This is a genomic window from Micromonospora sp. NPDC000316, assembly GCF_042898885.1.
Taxonomy (GTDB): Bacteria; Actinomycetota; Actinomycetes; order Mycobacteriales; family Micromonosporaceae; genus Micromonospora.
This window is the reverse complement of sequence record NZ_JBIAZG010000011.1, coordinates 181,676-202,112: the sequence shown is the minus strand read 5'-3', so window position 1 is coordinate 202,112 and position 20,437 is coordinate 181,676. Positions and strand designations below refer to the sequence as shown.

The window sequence follows — 20,437 nt, the reverse complement described above, 5'->3', positions numbered from 1 at the left end:
GGCATGACACGCCGCATCAGCCGCGGCCAACCCGCACGACGTCAAGCCCGTCGCACCTTCACCTGGGTCTAATCAACCCATCTCAAACACGCTCTCAGTGGTCGCGGCAGCCGATCCGGTCGCCGAGCTCCGGCGGGATGCCGAAGGGGCTGCATTCGAGGGCGCTGCCCTCACCGAGCTTCTTCCACCCGCCGTCGGCGTACGCGAACAGCAGCACTCCGTCGCCCTGTTGGGTGGGATCGACGGCGATCACACCGGCCGTGGCCCACTGCCCGGCGCACTTGATCTGGTCGGCGTCGATACGGTGCGTGGCGCTCGACAGCCCCGATGCCCGCTGCAGGGTCGCCGCGCTGACCGGACAGATCGTCGTGCCGGCAGCAGGCGGCGACGATGTGGCGTCGGGTGTCGGCGAGGCGCTGCGGGTCGGTGACGCGTCGCCGGGGGCCGAGGGAAGCGCCGTGGTGGGTGTGGCGCTCGCCCCGGCAGTGGGTGAGGCGGCGCCGCTACAGGCCGTCAGGCCCGCCAGTAGGGCGACGGGCGCGAGGACGCGGAGCGCTGTCGGGGTCATCGTTCCTCCGGGATCGGCAGGGGCGGCGATTTCCCACAACACGCCTGCCGGTCCACGAGGGTTGCGACAGACGTGTTGTGCGTCCGATCTCGGACTCGGTAACGCCGCCCGTGCCCCTACGCCGGAGCTGCGTGGGAATCGCCGGCGGCGTCGTGGGCCGCCATGGCGTCCTGCCGGTGTGGTTCCTCGCGCAGCATGGCGGAGTGCAGCCACGCGTCCGGGATGGCGAAACCGTCCACGAGCGTGCGCAGGTGCGGGCGTAGCTCCTTGAGCAGTCCGTTCACCACGGCGGTGATCGCCTTGGACCGGGCCGGGGTGAGACGGCCGTGCTCCAGGAGCCAGCCCTTGTTGGCCTCGATGACGCTGAGCGCGTACAGGTCGCAGACCCGGGAGAGCAGCGCCTGGACGGCCGGGTCCGCGGTGTCCTCGATGGCGGCGACGAACGCCTCAAGGGTGACGCGGTCGATGTGCGCGGCGGCGACGGTGAGGACGTGGTCCTGCACGTCGTTGAAGATGTCGAAGGGGCGGTCCTTCTTCGTGGCCGCGCCGTTGCGCAGGCGGCGGACCGCGCCGTCCAGCAGGTGCTTCTCGCGGTCCTCGAAGACCTTGAGCTGCCAGCCACGGTCGGTGACGGCGACCTCCTCGTCGCGGCCGGGCACGGCACCGATCAGCCGTTCGATGACGGATCGCGCGGCGGTGCGTTCCAGCACCATCTCGCGGACCTGCTCGGCCACGAACGACGCGCGTCCCCAGCCGTCCAGGGAGCCGAACTCGTCCCGGTAGCCGGTGAGCAGCCCCTTGGCGACCAGTTGCAGCAGCACCGTGTTGTCGCCCTCGAACGTGGTGAAGACGTCGGTGTCGGCCTTGAGGCTGGGCAGCCGGTTCTCGGCCAGGTAGCCGGCGCCGCCGCACGCCTCGCGACACGTCTGGATGGTGCGTGTCGCGTGCCAGGTCTGCGCGGCCTTCAGACCAGCGGCCCGGGACTCCAGCTCCCGCTGCCGGTGCTCGTCGACAGGCCCGTCACTGCCCTGCACGTCGTGCAACGCGGCGACCAACTCGGCCTGCGCGAAGTGCAGCGCGTACGTGGTGGCCAGGGCCGGCAGCAGTTTGCGCTGGTGGGCCAGGTAGTCGTTGAGCAGCACCTCGCGGTCGGAGTCCGGGGTGCCGAACTGGCGGCGGATGTCGCCGTAGCGCACCGCGATGGCAAGCGCCGACTTGGTGGCCGCCGCCGCGGCGCCACCCACGCTCACCCGGCCGCGAACCAGGGTGCCGAGCATGGTGAAGAAGCGCCGGGAGTCGTTCTCGATGGGGCTGGAGTACGTCCCGTCCTCCGCGACCTGCCCGTAGCGGTCCAGCAGCATCTCCCGGGGCACCCGCACGTGGTCGAAGCTCAGCCGGCCGTTGTCGACACCGAGCAGACCGGCCTTGGGTCCGGCGTCGCCGATTGTCACGCCGGGCAGCGGGTTGCCCCGATCGTCGCGGATCGGAACCAGCCAGGCGTGGACGCCGTGCTGCTGCCCGTCGGTGATCAACTGCGCGAACACCACAGCCATTCGTCCGTCGCGGGCCGCGTTGCCGATGTAGTCCTTGCGGGCCGCCTCGTGCGGGGTGTGCAGGTCGAAGGTCTGCGTCCGCGGGTCGTACGTGCAGGTGGTGCGCAGTTGCTGGACGTCGGAGCCGTGGCCGGTCTCGGTCATCGCGAAGCAGCCGAAGATCGTGCCGGCGATGATGTCGCGGAGGTAGGCGTCATGGTGCCGACGGGTGCCCAGGGCGGCGACCGCCCCGCCGAACAGGCCCCACTGCACGCCCGCCTTGACCATCAGTGACAGGTCGACCTGGGCCAGCATCTCGGTGGCGACGATCGAGCCGCCGACGTCGGAGTTGCCGCCGTACTCGGTGGGGAAGCCCGACGCGATGCCCAACTCGACGGGGAGTTCGGTGAGCAGCCGGGTGATCCGCTCACGTGCCTGGTCGCCGGTCTCGCCGTACACCGGAAGGAACCGCTCGTCGAGGTGCTCCCGGTGCGCGTTGCGAACCTTGGCCCACGGGCCGTCGAGAATTTCCTGCAGGCGCGCGGGGTCAAGGCGGTCGGACACGTGGTCGGGCATGGTCACCCCTCCGGTACGACGGACATATGGGTACAGTCGGTACCCGATCAAGGGTACCGGCCGACGAGAGCGGCCCGCCGTTGAGCCGGATAACGCCAGCCCGCGGCACTCGGAGTTCCGGGTTCGTGGTTGCTACCGTGAGGCACGGCGCGCGTCAACGTATCTCACGAGAGGGCAACCATGGCCCGGACCGTTTCCGCGAACGCATCATTCCCCGGCCTGTCCGAGTCGGGCCGCGACGGGCATCTCGGCGCACCGCTGGGTGCCGCGGCCGGCTCGGAATCGCTGCTGGAACGCGCCTTCACCGAGGCCCTGGAGCGCTCCGACGAGAACGACGAGTACGACGAGGTCACCACACGGCTTCTCGACGCCGCCTACGAGCAGTTCCGTCGCATGGGCGTCCGCCGGTCCACTATGGAGGACGTGGCGCGGCGGGCCGGCGTCTCCCGGATCACGGCGTACCGCCGGTTCGCCTCCAAGGACCGGCTGGTCGAGCAGGTGGTCCGTCGGGAGTTCCGGCGCTACTTCGACCAGTTCCTCGTCGACATCCAGCGGGCCGCGACCGTCGGCGACCGGGTGGTGTTGGGCTTCGTCAGCGCGTTGCAGGCCATCCGCCGCAACCCGCTGATCGGCGGGCTGATGGCCGCCGAACCGGACATGCTCATCCCTTCGATGGTCAGCGACGACGGGCGGACGATGGCCACGGTGCAGCGGTTCGTCGCCGGCCAACTCCGCCGCGAACAGCGCGCCGGCACCATCTCCGACGCGGTGGACGTCGAGGTGGTGGCCGAGCTGATGACCCGGCTCTCCTGCTCCTTCCTGCTCATCCCCAGCCACGTCATCGACCTCGACGACACCGAGGAGTTGCGGGCCGTGGCCCGGCGGTTCCTCGTACCCATGTTGGAGCACGGTTCACAGGCCGAGTGACCGGCCGATCACCTCCTTCATGATCTCCGTGGTGCCGCCGTAGATGGTCTGGACGCGGGCGTCCAGATATGCCTTGGCCACCGGATACTCACGCATGTAGCCGTAGCCGCCGTGCAACTGCAGGCAACGATCGACGGTGCGGTGCTGCAACTCGGTGCACCACCACTTGGCCATCGCCGCCGTCTCCGCCGTGAGATCCGGCTCGACCAGGCACGTGTCGACGAAGACGCGGCCGAGACGCAGTTCGGTGGCGAGTTCGGCCAACACGAAGCGGTTGTGCTGGAAGGTGCCGATCGGGCGGCCGAAGGCCTGGCGCTGCTTGCAGTACGCGAGGGTCTGCTCGAACACCGTCTCGGCGCCGGCGAGCGCCGCGACGGCGATCGACAGCCGTTCGAAGGGAAGGTTGCGCATCAGGTAGCCGAAGCCCTTGCCCTCCTCGCCGAGAAGATTGGCCGCCGGCACCCGGACGTCGGCGAAGAACAGCTCGGCGGTGTCCTGCGCCTTCTGCCCGATCTTGTCGAGGTTGCGGCCCCGCTCGAAGCCGGCCGTGCCCCGCTCGACCACCAGCAGACTGATGCCCCGGTGCCCGGCCCCCGGGTCGGTACGGGCCACGACGATGACCAGGTCGGCCAGGATGCCGTTGCTGATGAAGGTCTTCTGCCCGTTGAGGACGTAGCTGTCCCCGTCGCGTACCGCTGTGGTCGTGATGCCCTGCAGGTCGCTGCCGGCCCCGGGTTCGGACATGGCGATCGCGGTGATGATGTCGCCGGAGCAGAAGCCCGGCAGCCAGCGCTGCTTCTGCTCGTCGTTTGTCAGGTCGGTGAGGTACGGCCCGATGATGTCGTTGTGCAGGCCGAACGCCGGGCCGCTCGCGCCCGCCCGGGCCAGTTCCTCGGTCAGGATGGCGCTGAAGAGCCGGTCCGTCACCCCGCCGCCGCCGTACCGTTCGTCGACGGAGAATCCCAGCAGGCCGGTGGCGCCGGCGGCCCGCCACAGGCTGCGGTCGACGATGCCGTCGGCTTCCCACCGGTCGTGGTGCGGCGCGATCTCCTTGTCGATGAAGGCGCGCACCAGTTCGGCGAACGCGAGATGGTCGGGGGAGAGGAAGGCGCGGTTCACCATGGGTGTCAGCTCCTTGCCCGCACAGGCCCTATCGGGCCATGTCCTTCACTGTGGCGATGAGACGCCGGGGGTCGGAACCCAGCGGCGTGACGTTGAGGATCGTGACGCCGGCGTCGCGGTAGGCCTGTACGCGGTCTCGCACATAGCTCTCCGGCCCGATCAGGCTGGTGCGCTCCAGCAGCTCCGCCGGCACGGCGGCGGCGGCCTCCGCCTTGCGGCCGGCCAGATAGAGATCCTGGATGCGGTCGGCCTCGGCGGCGTAGCCGTAGCGGCACAGCAGGTCGTGGTAGAAGTTGCGGCCCTTGGCGCCCATCCCGCCGACGTACAGGGCGATCAGCGGTCGGGCGAGGTCGCGCAGGCCTGTCACGTCCGCGCCGATGGCCAGCGGGCCGCCCGCCACGACCTCCAGTGGCGCGAGATCGGCGGGCCGTTTGGCCTGGCCGGCGGCCAACGCGGCACCCCAGATGCCGGCCGCGCGTTCCGGGTCGTAGAGGAAGGGCAGCCAGCCGTCGGCGAGTTCGGCGGTCATCCGGACGTTCTTGTCGCCCAGGCTCGCCACGTAGATCGGGATGCTGTCGCGGACCGGACGGGTGAGGATCTTCAGCGGCTTGCCGAGGCCGGTGCCTTCCCCGGCGGGCAGCGGCAGGGGATAGACACCGTCATTGACAAGTGTCTCGCGTCGCCACACCTGGCGGCAGATCCGGATCACCTCGCGGGTGCGGGTGAGCGGCCGATCGTAGGCGACACCGTGCCATCCCTCGATCACCTGCGGTCCGGACGCGCCCAGGCCGAGGATGGCCCGACCGCCCGAGACCGCGTCCAGGCCGGCGGCGGTCTGGGCCAGCAGCGCCGGGGTTCGGGAGTAGATGGGCAGGATGGCGGAGCCGATCTGCATCCGGGTGGTCTTCGCGGCGAGGTAGCCCATGATGGTCGGCGCGTCGAAGCCGTAGGCCTCCGACACCCAGACCACGTCGAGGCCGTCCTGCTCCCAGCCGGCAACGGTGTCCGCTCCGCTTCTGGGGTCCGTGGCGTAGGCCAGGGGGGTCGCGATACGCATCAGGTGTCTCCTTGTTTCTGGCTGACGGCGCCGTTGTCCAGCCATCGCGGCAGGTCGGCGTCAAGACCCCACTCGGTGAGGACGGTCTCGGTGTTCGCTCCCGGCGCCGGAGGGCTGCCGCCGATCGCCCCCGGCGTCTCCGACAGGCGGGGCGCCACCGCGGGCTGGCGAATGCCGAAGTGGTCCTCGAACGTCGCACGTGCCACCAGGTGCGGATGGTGCTGCGCCTCGGTGAGCGACAGCACCGGCGCCACGCAGGCATCGGTGCCGTCGAACAGTTCGGTCCACTCGTCGCGGGTACGACCGCCGAAGACCTCCGCGAAACGCGCGCGGAGCACCGGCCATCCGCTGACGTCGTGCTGGGCCGGCAGGTCCGCGTCGGCGAGCCCGAGCAACCGCAGCAGCTCGGCGTAGAACTGGGGTTCCAGTGCGCCGACAGCCATGTGCCCGCCGTCGGCGGTCGCGTAGACGTCGTAGAACGGGGCCCCGCCGTCGAGCAGGTTGCGGCCACGCTCGGGTTGCCAGGCGCCGTCGGCGAGCAGAGCGGCGAACATCGTGGTGAGGTGGGCCGTGCCGTCGACGATCGCGGCGTCGACGACCTGCCCGCGGCTGGTGTCGCGGGCCGTGTGCAGCGCCGCCAGGCAGCCGACGACGAGGTAGAGCGCGCCACCACCGAAGTCGCCGACGAGGTTGAGCGGGATCTGCGGCGGCCCGCCCGGCCGGCCGATCGGGTGCAGCGCCCCGGCGACGGCGATGTAGCCGATGTCGTGGCCGGCGGCGGGGGCCAGTGGCCCGTGCTGGCCCCATCCGGTCATCCGTCCGTAGACGAGGCCCGGATTGCGCTCCAGCGCGGCCTTCGGCCCGACGCCCAGCCGTTCGGCCACCCCGGGACGCCAGCCCTCGATCAGGATCGCGGCCCGTGCGGCCAGTCCGAGGACCACCTCGGCCCCGTCGGGATGCTTCAGGTCCACGACGACCGACCGCTTGCCCCGGTTGAGCAGATCGCGCCTCGGGTCACCGGCCGGCAGCGCGCCCGGCCCCGGTCGGTCGACCCGGACGACGTCGGCTCCCAGATCGGCGAGCAGCATCGCGGCGAACGGGGCCGGGCCGATCCCGGCGAGCTCCACGACCCGGACCCCGGTCAGCGGGCCGCTCATGCGCCGGCCTGTGCCGCGAAACGGGGCGTACGCCGCTGGACCTGGCTGGCCAGGGCCTCCGCGAAGTCGGGCCCGGCCAGGGAGGCGGCCATGAGTCGAGTGGCCTCGGCTGCCGCCTCGGCGGCCCCGGACTCCAGACCCGCGAACACCTGCCGCCGGATCACCGCCATGGAAGCCGGCGAGCAGTGCGCGGCAAGATCGGCGGCGTACGCCTGTGCCTCCGCCAGCACCTCGTCGCGGGGGAGCACTCGTTGCACAAGGCCGATCCGCAGTGCCTCCGCCGCGTCGATCTTGCGACCGGATACCAGGAGGTCCAGCGCGTTGCCGACGCCGACCAGCCGGGGGAGCAGCCAGGCGCTGCCGTACTCGGCGATGAGACCGAGCCGGCTGAACGCCGTGGACAGGCGTGCCTGCGCCGCCATGAACCGCACGTCGGCATACAGTGCGTGGACCAGACCGAGGCCGGCGGCGCCGCCGTTGACCGCCGCGACGATCGGAGTTCCCAGCGTGATCGGCAGATGTGGCTCGAAGCCGAACTCGTCGGTCAGTTGGTCGCGGTGAGGTGCGTCGAGCAGCGCCTCCAGCGCCCCCGGATCGGCGCCCGCGCAGAACCAGTCGCCCGCGCCGGTCACCACGACCGCCCGCACCTCGGGATCCGTGTCGGCGGCCAGCAGCGCCGCGTAGTAGTCGCGGAACATGTCGAGCGTCATCGCGTTGCGCTGGTCGGGCCGGTCGAACCAGATGGTGCGTACCCCGGCGTGGGTGGTGGCTCGCAAACCGCGGCCGGCCGGTTCGGCCTCCTGCGTGGACAGGCTCATCGGCGTATCCCTTGTGACATTTGACATTTGATACTCTTCGCGGTGTGGCGGAACGGAGCAAGGTCCAGGACGTTTCTCATCCCCAGCTGTCAGAGACGGTGGCGAGCCTGCTGCGCGACCGGATCATGTCCGGCCAGCTGCGCCCCGGCGAACGGATCCGGCTCGAGGAGATCGCCCAGGAGACCGGGCTGAGCATCACGCCGGTGCGCGAGGCCCTGCTGATGCTGCGCGCGGAGGACATGGTCGAGCTGCAACCGCGGCGGGGCCACGTGGTCGCGCCGCTGGCCCGGCAGGACATCATCGACGTGTTCAGCCTGCAGGGTCACATCGCCGGCGAGCTCGCCGCCCGGGTCGCCGTCAGCATCACGCCGGCCCAGCTCGACGACCTGCGACGGCAGCACGAACGGTTGCGTCGGGCCGCCCAGGCCCGGCAGGTCACCCGGGTCGAGCAGCTCGAGTTCGAGTTCCACCGCAGCATCAACCGGCTGACCGACGCGCGCAAGCTGTCCTGGCTGCTGCGGACGGCCACGCGCTACACCCCGTCGCGGTTCTACGCCGCCGACGCGGAGTGGCGGGCGGGCATGATCGCCGATCATGAGGCTCTGCTCGAAGCGCTCGAAGCCCACGACCCGGTAACCGTCCGGCCGGTCATGGCCCGCCACTTCACCGACGGCGCGGAGCGGTTGGTCAAGCACCTCGATGGCCTGGGGGTGTGGAGCGGGTGATTCACCGGCGACCATGACGCCACTTGAACATCGCCAGCGAGGTCCGCATGGCGGAGGCGGTCGGCTGCAACGCCATCACGTCGATCGCCGGTCGGAACCGCTGCCAGGTGACCGACCTCGGCCGGCTGAACTCACGCAGGCCGTCCGCGCCGTGGACCCGCCCGAAGCCCGAGTCGCCGACGCCGCCGAAGGGCAGTGACGGCACACCGGCGTACCCGAGCACCGAGTTGATCGACACCGCGCCCGCGCGCAGCCCCGCGGCGAGCGCCAGGCCGTGGCGGCGATGGCGCGTGAAGATCGAGCCGGAGAGCCCGTAGCTTGTCGCGTTCGTCCGGCGCAGCGCCTCCTCGGCGTCGGCCACCGGGTTGACCACAAGCACCGGACCGAACGTCTCGTCGGTGACCGCAGTGCTGTCCTCGGGCACGTCGGCCAGCAGGACCGGCTCGACGAACGGAGGCCGCACCGAACTCGCGTCACCGACCAGCGCCCGGCCACCCCTGTCGATCGCGTCGGTGATGTGGCTCAGCACGATGCCGGGCTGGGCCGGCGTGGTCATCGGCCCGTACGCCGCATCCGGCTCGGCACCGGGGCGGACCTGCCGCACCAGATCGGCCAGCTTGGCCACGAACGGCTCGTACACGGCCTGCTCGACGTAGACGCGCTCGACACCGGCGCACGTCTGCCCGGCGTTGCCCAGGCCACCGAACACCGCCGCCCGGGCGGCCGCGTCGAGGTCGGCGTCGGCCGTGACGATGAGCGCGTCCTTGCCGCCGCCCTCGATCACGACGGGGATCAGGTTCTCGGCGCAGGCGGCCATGACCGCCCGCCCCGTCGCGGCCGACCCGGTGAACGCGATCTTGTCGACGCCCGCGCGGCACAGCGCGGCCCCGGTGGTGCCGTCACCCGTGACGGCCTGAAGGACCTGTCGCTCGGGATGCAGCTCGCTCCAGCGCTCGGCCAGCCACACTCCGACGCCGGGGGTGAACTCGCTGGCCTTGAAGACCACCGCGTTGCCGGCGGCCAGCGCGTGCGATATCGCCCCCATCGGCGTGTAGACCGGGTAGTTCCACGGCCCGATCACGCCGACGACGCCGTATGGCACGTACTCCACGGAGCTGGCCTGGTTGAACGCGAGCAGGCCGGAGGACACCGCCCGCCGCTTCAGCACACGCCGGGCGTGCCGGGCAGCCCAGTCGAGGTGCTCGACGGCGAGCATCACCTCAAGTTGGGCCCCGGAGATGCTCTTGCCCGTCTCGCTCCGGATGAGTGCGGCCAGCTCGTCGATGCGGCTCGCGACGAGTGCTTTGTATGCGAGCAGGTGACGCCGACGTTGCCGGGCGTCCAGAGCGGACCACCAGCCTGCCGCCTCGCGTGCCTGCTGGACGGCGGCGCCTACCGCGGCGTCGTCGGCTATGTCGAATTCGGTGCGGGACTCGCCGGTGACCGGGTCGACGACGTGCAGCCGGCGAGGGTGCTCAACGAGGGACGTCATCGACAGCCTCCTGACATTTGATATTCGATAGTCTAGCCTTGCTGTCAATCCCTTTGCGACGCTGGAGGTACAGCTGTGGAATGGAGCGACGAGCAACGATCACTGGTCGCCGCCGTGCAGGATTTCTGCCGTCGCGAGGCCGGCACACGTGAGCAGCGGCAGAGACTCACCAACGGTGGACGGGAGCCCCACAGCCCGGAGCTGTACCGCAAGATGGCCGACCTGGGCTGGCTGGGCCTGTCGCTGCCGGAGGAGTGCGGCGGCGGCGGTGCCGGCATGGTGGAGCTGTGCCTCTTTCTGGAGGAGACGGCCAAGGCGATGGCGCCGATCGGCGGCTTCACCACCTCGATCATCGTGGCCGCCACCTACGAGCGGTTCGGCTCGCCCGAGCAGAAGAAGCTCATCCTCAGTGGGGTGGCCCGTGGCGTCGTCGAGGCGGTCGCGATGTCCGAGCCGGAGGCCGGCTCGGACGTGGCCAACCTGAGCTGCCGCGCCGAGCGCCGGGGCGACAGATTCGTCGTCAACGGTCAGAAGACCTGGTGTTCCAACGCCCATCTCGCCGAGCACATCCTGCTGGTCGCCCGCACGTCGGGTCGGGCTGGCGACCACGACGGCCTGACCATGTTTCAGGTCCCCGCCACCGCGCCCGGGCTGACCATCTCCGGCATCGACACAATGGGTGGCCGGGAGGTCAACGACCTCTACTTCGCCGACTGCGTGCTGCCCGCCGACAGCGTGGTGGGCCAGGTCGACAACGGCTGGCGCCAACTGATGGCCGGGCTCAACGTGGAGCGGCTCATCCTTGCCAGCATCATGCTCGGCACCGCGCAGCGGGCCTTCGACGACGTCGTGGACTACGTCAAGAACCGCCGGCAGTTCCGCCGGCCGATCGGGGCGTTCCAGGTGATCCGGCACCGCCTAGCCGACCTGGCCACCGAGATCGAGTGCGCCCGGCTGCTTGTCTACGACACCGCGGCAACTGTCGACAGGGCTCCGGAGACGGTGCTGCCGCGGGAGAGTTCGATGGCGAAGCTCAAGGCCACCGAGACGGCCCGCCGCGTCGCCCTGGACGCCATGCAGATGATGGGCGGCTACGGGTACGCGACCGAGTTCGACATGGAGCGCCTGGTCCGATCCTCGGTCGTGTCCACCGTCTACGGCGGCACCAGCGAGATCCAGCGCGAGATCATCGCGAAGACCTACGGACTGTCCGACCAGATGCGGTAAGGCTGCGCGAAAACACCCCGGCCGTCGAGTGCGGCCGGGGTGTTCCGTTTGGCGTCGCTCGCTGTTGCCTCGCCATCGCATACGTGTACGCCCAACGGCTCGCCGCCGGACTCTGACCGGCTATTCGAACCGTTCGCCCCGCTCGGCCATGGCCACCAGTAGGCGGGGCGGGTCGAACCGGTCACCGTAGCGCTCCGCGAGCACCCGCGCGCGGGCCACGAAGCCGGGCAGCCCGCCCTCGTACTGGTTGACGTACTGCAGGACGCCGCCGGTCCAGGCCGGGTAGCCGATGCCCAGGATCGAGCCGACGTTGGCGTCGACCACCGAGGTGAGCACCCCCTCGTCGAGGCACCGCACCGACTCGACAGCCTCGATGAAGAGCAACCGCTCCTTGAGGTCCTCGAAGGGCGTGTCGAGGTTCGTACCGCCGAAGGTGCCCCGCAGGCCCGGCCAGAGGCCGACCCGCCTGCCGTCGCGGTAGTCGTAGAAGCCCGCGCCACCCGAGCGTCCCGGCCGACCGTGGTCGTCGATCATCCGGTCGATGACCGCGTCGGCGGCGTGCGGCTGCCAGGTGCCACCGGCGGCGACCGTCGCCGCGGCCGTCTCCTGCCGGATCTTGCGGGGCAGGGTGAGGGTGAGCTCGTCCATCAGCGCGAGGACCGGCGCGGGGTATCCGGCCTGGCTGCTGGCCTGCTCGATGGTGGCCGCCGGGATCCCCTCGGCCAGCATCGCCACGCCCTCGTTGGTGAACGTCCCGATGACCCGGCTGGTGAAGAAGCCGCGGCTGTCGTTGACGACGATTGGCGTCTTGCGCATCCGACGTGCCAGGCCCAGGGCCCGCTGGAGGGTGGCCTCGTTGGTGCGCTCGCCGCGGATCACCTCGACAAGCGGCATCTTGTCCACAGGTGAGAAGAAGTGCAGCCCGACGAACTCCTCCGGTTTGCTGACGCCCTCGGCGAGCAGGGTGATGGGCAGGGTGGACGTGTTCGAGGCGATGAGCGCGTCCGGCGCGACCTGCTCGATCTCGGCGTACACCTTGTGTTTGAGGGCGGGGTCCTCGAAGACCGCCTCGATGGCGAGGTCGACGCCGGCCAGGTCGGTGAGATCCTCGGTGGCCTGGATCCGGGCCAGGATCTCGTCGCGCTCGTCAAGTGTGCACGTGCCGCGGGCGACCGCCTTGTCGAGCAGGCCCACCGAGTAGTCCCTGCCCCGCAACGCCCCCACAAGTGTCACGTCCTTGAGCACGACCTCCATCCCGGCGCGGGCGCACACGTAGGCGATGGCGGCGCCCATCATGCCCGCGCCGATGACCGCCACCCGCCGCAGCGGCGGGTGGCCCGCGCCGACATCCCGCGAACCGGCGGCCTGTACGTCGAAGAAGAGCGCCTTGATCATGTTCTTGGCGATCTGGCCGGTTGCCAGCTCGGTGAAGTACCGCCCCTCGATGGTGAAGGCGGTGTCCAGGTCGACCTGCGCACCTTCCACCGCGGCGGCGAGGATGTTGCGGGGGGCGGGGTAGGGCGCGCCCTTGAGCTGCTTGCGCAGCAAGGCCGGCATGGCCGGCAGTTGGGCGGCGAGCGCCGGGGTGGACGGGGTGCCGCCGGGAATCCGGTAGCCCTTGCGGTCATAGGGCTGGGCTGCGTCGGGGTTGGCGGCGATCCAGGCGCGGGCGGCGTCCATCATGCCCGCCGCGTCGGCGGCGATCTCGTCGACAAGCCCGTGCGCGAGCGCGTCCTGCGGTCGGCGCCGCTGACCGCGTAGCAGCCAGTTGGTGAGCGCGTCGACCACGCCCAGCAGGCGGACGCTGCGGACGACGCCACCGCAGCCCGGCAACAGGCCGAGGGTGACCTCCGGGAAGCCGATCTCGATGCTCGGGTTGTCGAGCACGATGCGGTGGTGGCAGCCCAGGGCGAGTTCCAGCCCGCCACCGAGGGCCGAGCCGTTGATGGCGGCCACGACCGGACGACCGAGTGTCTCCAGCCGGCGTACCGTGTCCTTGAGCAGGCGGGTCTCCGCCTCGGAGGCCTCGGCGTCGGCCGGCGTCAGCCGCAGCAGAGCCTCCAGGTCACCGCCGGCGAAGAAGGTCTTCTTGGCCGAGGTGATGATCACGCCGGCAATCTGGTCGCGCTCGGCCTCCAGCCGGTCGACTGTCGCCGTGAGGCTCGCACCGAACTCGCCGTTCATCACGTTCGCCGACCGGCCAGGGTGGTCGAGGGTGAGCAGGACGACGTGATCGTCGCCGTGTTCCCACCGGATCGTGTTGACCATTCGTGACTCCTCAGACTCGTTCGATGACTGTCGCGATGCCCATGCCGCCTCCGGCGCAGAGGGTGGCGAGCCCGTAGCGGCCACCGCGTCGCTCCAGCTCGTCGACGAGCGTGCCGAGGATCATGGCTCCGGTCGCTCCCAGCGGGTGCCCCATCGCGATCGCGCCGCCGTTGACGTTGACGATGTCCAGGCTCAGGCCCAGGTCGGCGACGAACCGCAGGACCACCGCCGCGAACGCCTCGTTGATCTCCACCAGGTCGAGGTCGTCCACGCCGAGGCCCGCCTTGCTCAGTGCCTTGCGCGCGGCCGGCGCCGGGCCGGTGAGCATGATCGTCGGATCGGCGCCGCTGATCGCGGTGGCGACGACGCGTGCCCGCGGGACGAGGCCGGCTGCCGCGCCGACGGCCTCGCTGCCGATGGCCACCAACGAGGCCCCGTCGACGATGCCCGACGAGTTGCCCGCCGTGTGGACGTGGTTGATCCGCTCGACCCAGTGGTATCTCTGGAGCGCGACCGCGTCGAAGCCCGCCTGCTCCCCGATGCCGGCGAACGAGGGGCGGAGCGCGGCGAGGCTTTCGGCGCTCGCGTCCAGCCGGATGTGCTCGTCGCGGTCGAGGACGACCAACCCGTTGCGGTCCCGCACCGGTACGACCGAGCGGTTGAAGTAGCCGTTGGCCCATGCCTTGGCGGCCCGCATCTGCGACTGCAGCGCGTAGCCGTCGACCACGTCGCGGTCGTAGCCTCCGATTGTCGCGATGAGGTCGGCGCTGATGCCCTGGGGCACGAAGCCGGTGGTGAAGTTGGTCTCCGGGTCCAGCGCCCACGCTCCGCCATCGGAGCCCATCGGGACCCGGGACATCGACTCGACGCCACCGGCGAGGACGAGATCCTCCCAGCCCGAACGCACCTTCTGCGCGGCGATGTTCACCGCCTCCAGGCCCGAGGCGCAGAAGCGGTTGAGCTGGACGCCGGCCACGGTGTCGGGCAGCCCGGCGACGACCGCCGCCGTCCGGGCGATGTCGGCGCCCTGCTCACCCAGCGGGGACACCACTCCGAGCACGATGTCGTCGATAAGCGCCGGATCCAGGCCGGGCATGCGTCGCAAGGTCTCCTCGATCAGTCCTGTGACGAGCGAAACCGGCTTAACCCCGTGGAGCGATCCGCTCGGTTTGCCCCGACCACGCGGTGTGCGTAGTGCGTCGTAGATGAACGCCTCGGTTGTCATAGCCAAGCTCCTCGCTGCTCACCCCAATGCGAATCCAGCCTAACTTTCGTTGAGCTCGCGACCGCTTGTCAAGCAACGTCCACAGCCGATGCCCGCTGGCTGTCTTCGGCCTGGGTCGCTCCCGCCGAGCGAGAAGGCGCAGGGCCGTCGCCGCAATCCTGCGACGTGGCGCTAACGTGTAGGGGTGCGAGCAGCAGCGAGCGGCCACGGCCCCGTGGTGACGAAGCGTCCGAAGGACCGCAAGGACCGCATTGCGCTGGCCGGCGCCGAGCTGTTCTGCGAGCGGGGCTACCACGGCGTCTCCGTCGACGAGATCGCCGCAGTGGTCGGCATCAGCGGCCCTGCGGTCTACCGGCACTTCCCGAACAAGTACGCCATCCTCGTGCACGCCACCCGGGAGGTGGTCGGCGCGCTGCTCGCCGCGACCACCGACCCGCCGACAGCCACGGCCGAGGGTGTCCTGCACGCTCTCCTGGGCAGGCTCGCCGGCGTCGCCGTGAGCAAACGGCGCGTCGCCGGGCTGTACCAGTGGGAGGGCCGCTATCTCACCCCCGAGCATCGGCAGGAGTTCGCCGCGACCCTGACCACGCTTGTCGGCCGCCTCGCCGGGCCGCTGCGCGAGCTGCGGCCCGAGCTGACCGCCGCGCAGGCGGAGTTGCTTGTCAACGCGGCGCTCAGCGCCTTCGGCAGCGTGACCACCTACCGCGCGGCGACCACCGGCACGGGCACCGAGCAACTGCTCACCCGGGTCGCCTGGACCCTGCTGCGCGGCGATGCGCCCCAGTTGCCGCCACCGCAGCGCGACGCGCCGGGCACCGCGCCGGTGCGCCCGGCGGCACGTCGGGAACTGCTGCTGATCGAGGCGATCCGCCTCTTCCACAAGCACGGCTACCACGCCGTCGCCGTCGAGGACATCGGACGCGCGGCCGGCATGCAGGCATCCAGTGTGTACCGGTACTTTCCCAGCAAGGCCGACCTGCTCGCCGCCGCCTACTACCGCGCCACCGACCGCCTCGCCGCGGCCACCAGCGCGGCGATCACCGAGGCGAGCGACCCGGCCGACGCCCTGCGCCGACTCGTGCGGGCCTACGTCGCCTACGCCTTCGGCCAGAGCGACCTCGTCGCGGTCTACCTGGCGGAGAACAACAACCTGCCCGACAAGGACCGTCACCAGTTGCGCGGGGCCCAGCGCCTGCACGTCGAGGAGTGGGTGCGACTCGTCGGGATGGTACGACCGGACCTGCCGGTCGCCGACGCCCGTGTGCTCGTCCACGCCGCGCTCAACGTCATCACCGACATCGGTCGGCTCGGCCGCTTCGATCGCGCCGAGGGCTACGACATCCAGACTGCCCACCTGGCCCTCGCCGTCCTGCACTCCTGACCAGCGGGCAACCGGGCCGACCGCCTTCGTCCGTGTGCCTCGGTGTCGTGCCGTCCCGGCGGGCCGGGCGGTGCGCACCTGTCGCGATCGTGCTGTGATTGACTATCAGACGTGCTGCTGTGTCCGCCCACGTGTGATCGACTGGCCCGGTGACCACCGGGCCGACCGCGGCCACCCGACCCCGCAACCGCAAGCAGGTCATCGTCGAGGCGGCCGGTCAGGTGTTCAGCGAGCGCGGCTACCACGCGGCGTCCATGGAGGAGATCGCCGCCATCGTCGGCACCAGCGCCGCAGCCCTCTACCGGCACTTCCCGAACAAGTACGCGCTGTTCGCCGAGTGTGCAAACGTCATAGTCGACAAGCTCGTCGCGGTCGTCGACGAGTGGCCACCCGAGGCGGCGCTGACCGACGTGCTCGCCGCCCTCACCCGGGCCACTGTCTCGCATCGCGCGTCCGGCGGCCTCTACCGGTGGGAGGCCCGCTACCTCAAGCGCGCGGACCGCCATCTGCTTCGGACGAAGTTCGGGCACGTCGTGGGGCGGGTCACCGACACGGTACGGCGTGAGTACCCGCTGCCCGACGAGCGACTGCGGGCGACGGCGGCCCTCGGTGTGATCGGGTCCGTCACCATGCACCGCACCTCGATCGCCCAACGCCGGATCGAAGATCTGCTGCTGGCCTCCGCTCTGGGCGTGGTCGCCACCGATCCGGGCGCGGCGGCGGGCAGCGCGCGCCTTGTCGAACTGCCCGCCCAGCCCGTGCCGCGCACCCGCCGCGCCGAGATCCTCGCCGCGGCCGTCCCGCTCTTCGCGCGGGACGGGTTCGCCAACGTCACGAACGCGCAGATCGCCCAGGCGGTGGGGCTGGCCCCGTCCGCGATCTACCGGCACTACCCCGGCAAGGTCGACATTCTGGTGGCCGCCTGCCTGCAGGCGGCGGGGCTGCTGGCCCAGGCGGTGGAGCGGAGCCTGCACCAGGCGACCGACCCGCGTCGGGCCGTGGTCGCGTTGGCGGCGGCATACGTGGCCTACTGCTTCGAGCACAACGCCCTCACCAGCGTCGCCGAGGCCGAGGTCGCCGGTCTGCCGGCCGACCTGCGGCGCCCCTTGATCCTCGCGCAGCGTGAGCACATCGCGGTCTGGGAGCAGCAACTGCGGATGGTCCGCCCGGAGTTGGACCCACGACAGGCCCGGCTGCTGGTGCATGCGGGCTTCGGTGTCGTGGTCGAGGCCGGGCGCGCCCTGCGCTGGCAGGATGCGCCCGGCCACCGGGACGCGGTCACCGCTCTGGTCACCGGTGCCCTGATCCGATAGGGCGGGAGCCGTCAGCTGCCGATCCGGTTCCGGGTCGGGATGGTGATCGGGGTGTGGCTCGCCGAGGTGCCGTTGTTGAGGAACAGCATCGCCAGGCCACGGATGAACCTGTCGAACATGGAGAAGGTGCCCGGCATGACCGGCGACAGCCCCTCGCGGAACATGACGAACGCCGGCCAAGCGGTCTCGATCACGCCCCGCGAGATGAAGTCACGCGGCAGCCGCAGCCAGTTGCCGATCTCGTCGCTGAGCACGTAGCGCGAGAACTCGCGCTGGAATCCCTTGGTGATTCCCAGGTCGACCGACGACGTCAGGCTCAACAGGACATCGGCCAGGTCGAGGCCCTCCCGCGTCGGCGCGAGGAGCGGCGTCAAGGCGTACTCCGACTGCTCGTACGCGGCGGCCCAGGTAGCCGGGATGAACTCCTTGCGCACACCCAGCAGGTGCAGCGCGACCTGCCACATGTGCAGGTAGGCCTCCTCCTCCGCAGCCGAGATCCGCAGGCCGAACCTGCGCCACTCGGTCAGCTTGCGGTGCACGTAGGTGCCCAGGCTGTGGAAGGTGATCAGGATGTCGCCGTTGCTGATCGGAATCGGGTGGTCGGTGACCCCCCGCCACGCTGCCGACTGCGGCAGCAGGTGCCGCACCGCGGCGTGCGTCAGGCGGGTCTTGGTGGAGGTGGTGATGAACATGCCCGACGGCTTGAACGCGTCGAACGTGTTCAGGTCGTATCCGTACGTGAAGGTCTTGGCCGCGCGCGACTTCATGTCGGCGCCGCCCTCGGACCAGTAGACGTTGCGGGCCTCCCGAGGGATCACCGTGCTCATGATCCCGCTGCCCAGGCCGTACAGCACGAACAGGTAGAGGCTCATGCGCTTGTTGAACTGGGCGGCACGGTCCAGCTTGGCCTGGTCGGCCCAGGACGGCAGTTTGTTGTGTGTGCCGAGGTAGCTGGCGAGCGCGGGAGGCAGCCCGCTGGGGATCGGGTCGCCGTTCTTGATGAACGACTTGAACGCGTTGTTGACGGCCGGGATCTGGCCGTTGTCGAGGAGGGAGGCGACGAGCGGGTCGGTGTCGTCGTCCCAGACGTCCCACGGGTCGGTGACCGAGTCGGTCCCGGCGATCGAGTTGGCCGACGACCAGGCCCACGCCTTGGGCGTGTCCGTCACGGCCACCAGACCCAGCGCCGCGCCGAGGGTCAGGACGCTTCGTCGGCTGAGATTCTCCATTAGCCACCACTTCCCGGGCTAGCCGGACATCGCCCTGAACGCCAGCCTGTGGAGTTGCTACAAGCGGGTTTCAAGTCATCCGGGCGTGTGATTTTCTATTAACATAGAGGAGCTTGACTCCGCCTGCAAGGGGCCAGGTGTGACGGGGGCGGTCGCAGCCCACCGCCGCGAGCGGGGCACCCTCGCCCGACTTCGCGGCGGTGACGCGGGTCAATCGAATGTGAGGACGGGCTTGATCGCGGAGCCGTCGCGCATGCCCTCCACGGCGGCGCCGATGTTCTCGAAGGGGAAGGTCGCGACGAGCCGGTCCAGCGGAAAGAGGCCGCGCTTGTGGAGGTCGACCAGTTCGGGGATGAAGCGCGCCGGGTTCGCGTCACCCTCGAGCACGCCGTGGACCCGGATCCCCTTGGCGAGCAGGCTCATGACGTCGAAGGCGACCGTGTTGCCGACACCGACGAGGGCGAGGTCGCCCCGGGGCCGCAGCATGGTGACGGCCCGCTGGAGCATCTCCGGCCGGCAGGCGGTGTCCACGATGTGGTGTGCGCCGCCACCGGTGAGGTCGCGCACAGCGGTGACGAGGTCGGCCGCTCCCGGGTCCAGGGCCGCCTTGGCGCCGAGCGCGGTGGCCAGGGCGCGTCGCGAGGCGACCGGTTCGATGACGATGACAGGGTCGCAGCCGCGGACGATCGCCGCCATGAGCGCGGTGAGTCCGACCCCGCCGGCGCCGATGACGACAAGCGAGCTTCCCGGCTCGGGGCGCAGACGGTTGAGCACCGTACCCGCCCCCGTCTGCGCACCACAGCCCAGTGGCGCGGCGACGACGGCCGGCAGGTCGGCAGGGACCCGGACGGCGTTGCGCTCGTGGGCGAGCGCGAACGTGGCAAAGCTGGACTGACCGAAGAACCCCGCGTGTACGGGGGTGCCGTCGCGGGACAGCGGGGTGCTGCCGTCGCCCCGGCCGCCGGAGGTGTTCAGGGCCTGCTGGCTGCGGCAGTAGGCCGGGTGGCCCGCCACGCACTGCTCACATGCACCGCAACTGCTGAAGGTGAGGCAGACGTGGTCACCCGGCGCGAGAGTCGTCACCTCCGCGCCGACCGCCTCGACCACGCCGGCCCCCTCGTGGCCGAAGACCATGGGAGTCAGCCGCCGGGGCCAGATCGCCTGCATGCTGAGGTCGGTGTGGCACAGGCCGGCGGCGGCGATTCTGACAAGCACCTCGTGCGGCCGTGGTGCCTCGAGATCCACGGCCTGGACGACGAACGGCCCACCCGGGGCCTCGGTGACAGCTGCTCGGATTCGCATGGCGAACTCCTTCGCGCGGTCGGCCTCAGGCCACGCGCTCGAGGACGAAGTAGAAGAAGGGACCGTCGGCGGGGACGTTCTTGCCGTTCATGATTCCCATGAGCGTGTCGTCGTCGGCTCGCTTGAAGTGATCGAAGACCGGCTGCCCGTCGTAGACCATCGTGGCGGTGGACTCGCCACGGAACTCGACGACCCACAGGCTGGCCTCGCCCTTGCCGAGCGCGGTGTTGGAATACAACTCACCCGTGTCGTTCCGACAGATCAGCGGCTTGGCGTCGGTGCGTGTGACGAAGGTCTTGCCATACCACCGCACCCGGTCCAGTTGCCCGTTGAGCGGGTGCCCCGTGTCGAGCGCGCTGCCCCTCCACTCGCCGAGGATCTCTTCGGGGCGGACCGTGTCCAACCCCGCCCAGATCTCGTCGAGCTCGGCGGCGGAAACCCGGCCGCCCTGTCGGCGCAGCTCGGAGAAGCGGACTCGAGCCGTGCTGGCGTCCATAGTGGCTTCCTGTCGTCGTGCG

General features: G+C 70.5%; 17 protein-coding genes. 5 read left to right on the top strand and 12 right to left on the bottom strand.

Annotation, left to right across the window (positions count from 1 at the left end; all coding sequences use genetic code 11):
* Positions 1 to 94 precede the first annotated feature (94 nt).
* Together ACFY2Q_RS21555 and ACFY2Q_RS21550 are read right to left on the bottom strand one after the other, a co-directional pair.
* Positions 95 to 568, bottom strand: coding sequence for a hypothetical protein (locus ACFY2Q_RS21555; RefSeq protein WP_387132893.1), 474 nt, complete (start codon positions 566 to 568; stop codon positions 95 to 97).
* Between the two features lie 116 nt (positions 569 to 684).
* The gene (locus ACFY2Q_RS21550) at positions 685 to 2,676 is read right to left on the bottom strand and encodes an acyl-CoA dehydrogenase (protein ID WP_387132891.1); all 1,992 of its coding nucleotides are present in this window, start codon (positions 2,674 to 2,676) and stop codon (positions 685 to 687) included.
* Between the two features lie 180 nt (positions 2,677 to 2,856).
* On the opposite strand from ACFY2Q_RS21550, the gene ACFY2Q_RS21545 reads away from it, so the two are divergent.
* Positions 2,857 to 3,603, top strand: a complete 747-nt coding sequence (locus tag ACFY2Q_RS21545) for a TetR/AcrR family transcriptional regulator (protein ID WP_387132888.1) — start codon at positions 2,857 to 2,859, stop codon at positions 3,601 to 3,603.
* Here the strand turns inward: ACFY2Q_RS21545 and ACFY2Q_RS21540 are convergent.
* Genes ACFY2Q_RS21540 through ACFY2Q_RS21525 form a run of 4 tightly spaced genes read right to left on the bottom strand, consistent with a single transcriptional unit; the run spans position 3,589 to position 7,757 of the window.
* Complete coding sequence (locus tag ACFY2Q_RS21540) at positions 3,589 to 4,725, bottom strand: acyl-CoA dehydrogenase family protein (RefSeq protein WP_387132884.1); 1,137 nt, start codon at positions 4,723 to 4,725, stop codon at positions 3,589 to 3,591. The two genes, ACFY2Q_RS21545 and ACFY2Q_RS21540, sit on opposite strands and share 15 nt — an antisense overlap.
* Before the next feature lie 28 nt (positions 4,726 to 4,753).
* Positions 4,754 to 5,782 carry an LLM class F420-dependent oxidoreductase gene (locus ACFY2Q_RS21535; RefSeq protein WP_387132881.1) on the bottom strand — a complete coding sequence of 343 codons (1,029 nt, stop codon included), beginning with the start codon at positions 5,780 to 5,782 and terminating at the stop codon, positions 4,754 to 4,756.
* A complete protein-coding gene (locus ACFY2Q_RS21530; RefSeq protein WP_387132877.1) occupies positions 5,782 to 6,939 on the bottom strand; it encodes a CaiB/BaiF CoA transferase family protein in 1,158 nt (385 codons plus the stop codon). The genes ACFY2Q_RS21535 and ACFY2Q_RS21530 overlap by 1 nt, the downstream gene beginning before the upstream one ends.
* Positions 6,936 to 7,757 (bottom strand): enoyl-CoA hydratase-related protein, encoded by an 822-nt coding sequence (locus ACFY2Q_RS21525; protein WP_387132874.1) that lies wholly within the window; start codon positions 7,755 to 7,757, stop codon positions 6,936 to 6,938. The genes ACFY2Q_RS21530 and ACFY2Q_RS21525 overlap by 4 nt, the downstream gene beginning before the upstream one ends.
* Before the next feature lie 44 nt (positions 7,758 to 7,801).
* Here ACFY2Q_RS21525 and ACFY2Q_RS21520 point away from each other — a divergent pair, with 44 nt between their 5' ends.
* Positions 7,802 to 8,482: a GntR family transcriptional regulator gene (locus ACFY2Q_RS21520; protein ID WP_387132872.1), complete on the top strand. Its 681-nt coding sequence runs from the start codon at positions 7,802 to 7,804 to the stop codon at positions 8,480 to 8,482.
* 1 nt (position 8,483) lies between these two features.
* Here ACFY2Q_RS21520 and ACFY2Q_RS21515 read toward each other — a convergent pair whose 3' ends face one another.
* A complete protein-coding gene (locus tag ACFY2Q_RS21515; protein WP_387132871.1) occupies positions 8,484 to 9,974 on the bottom strand; it encodes an aldehyde dehydrogenase family protein in 1,491 nt (496 codons plus the stop codon).
* 75 nt (positions 9,975 to 10,049) lie between these two features.
* Here ACFY2Q_RS21515 and ACFY2Q_RS21510 point away from each other — a divergent pair, with 75 nt between their 5' ends.
* Positions 10,050 to 11,201 carry an acyl-CoA dehydrogenase family protein gene (locus tag ACFY2Q_RS21510; RefSeq protein ID WP_387132869.1) on the top strand — a complete coding sequence of 384 codons (1,152 nt, stop codon included), beginning with the start codon at positions 10,050 to 10,052 and terminating at the stop codon, positions 11,199 to 11,201.
* A gap of 120 nt (positions 11,202 to 11,321) precedes the next feature.
* On the opposite strand, the gene ACFY2Q_RS21505 is transcribed toward ACFY2Q_RS21510, so the two are convergent.
* Positions 11,322 to 13,469 carry a 3-hydroxyacyl-CoA dehydrogenase NAD-binding domain-containing protein gene (locus ACFY2Q_RS21505; RefSeq protein ID WP_387132867.1) on the bottom strand — a complete coding sequence of 716 codons (2,148 nt, stop codon included), beginning with the start codon at positions 13,467 to 13,469 and terminating at the stop codon, positions 11,322 to 11,324.
* A 10-nt stretch (positions 13,470 to 13,479) separates the two neighbouring features.
* A complete protein-coding gene (locus ACFY2Q_RS21500) occupies positions 13,480 to 14,694 on the bottom strand; it encodes an acetyl-CoA C-acetyltransferase (protein ID WP_387132864.1) in 1,215 nt (404 codons plus the stop codon).
* Positions 14,695 to 14,911: 217 nt separating this feature from the next.
* On the opposite strand from ACFY2Q_RS21500, the gene ACFY2Q_RS21495 reads away from it, so the two are divergent.
* Together ACFY2Q_RS21495 and ACFY2Q_RS21490 are read left to right on the top strand one after the other, a co-directional pair.
* Positions 14,912 to 16,075, top strand: a complete 1,164-nt coding sequence (locus tag ACFY2Q_RS21495) for a TetR/AcrR family transcriptional regulator (RefSeq protein WP_387132861.1) — start codon at positions 14,912 to 14,914, stop codon at positions 16,073 to 16,075.
* A gap of 149 nt (positions 16,076 to 16,224) precedes the next feature.
* Positions 16,225 to 17,388: a TetR/AcrR family transcriptional regulator gene (locus ACFY2Q_RS21490; protein WP_387132858.1), complete on the top strand. Its 1,164-nt coding sequence runs from the start codon at positions 16,225 to 16,227 to the stop codon at positions 17,386 to 17,388.
* A gap of 11 nt (positions 17,389 to 17,399) precedes the next feature.
* On the opposite strand, the gene ACFY2Q_RS21485 is transcribed toward ACFY2Q_RS21490, so the two are convergent.
* The 3 genes from ACFY2Q_RS21485 to ACFY2Q_RS21475 form a co-directional block, all read right to left on the bottom strand.
* The gene (locus ACFY2Q_RS21485) at positions 17,400 to 18,617 is read right to left on the bottom strand and encodes an oxygenase MpaB family protein (protein ID WP_387132856.1); all 1,218 of its coding nucleotides are present in this window, start codon (positions 18,615 to 18,617) and stop codon (positions 17,400 to 17,402) included.
* A 210-nt stretch (positions 18,618 to 18,827) separates the two neighbouring features.
* The gene (locus tag ACFY2Q_RS21480) at positions 18,828 to 19,919 is read right to left on the bottom strand and encodes an NAD(P)-dependent alcohol dehydrogenase (protein WP_387132854.1); all 1,092 of its coding nucleotides are present in this window, start codon (positions 19,917 to 19,919) and stop codon (positions 18,828 to 18,830) included.
* A 25-nt stretch (positions 19,920 to 19,944) separates the two neighbouring features.
* Entirely contained in the window at positions 19,945 to 20,415 is a 471-nt protein-coding gene (locus ACFY2Q_RS21475; RefSeq protein ID WP_387132851.1) for a DUF4334 domain-containing protein, read from the bottom strand.
* Positions 20,416 to 20,437: the final 22 nt, after the last annotated feature.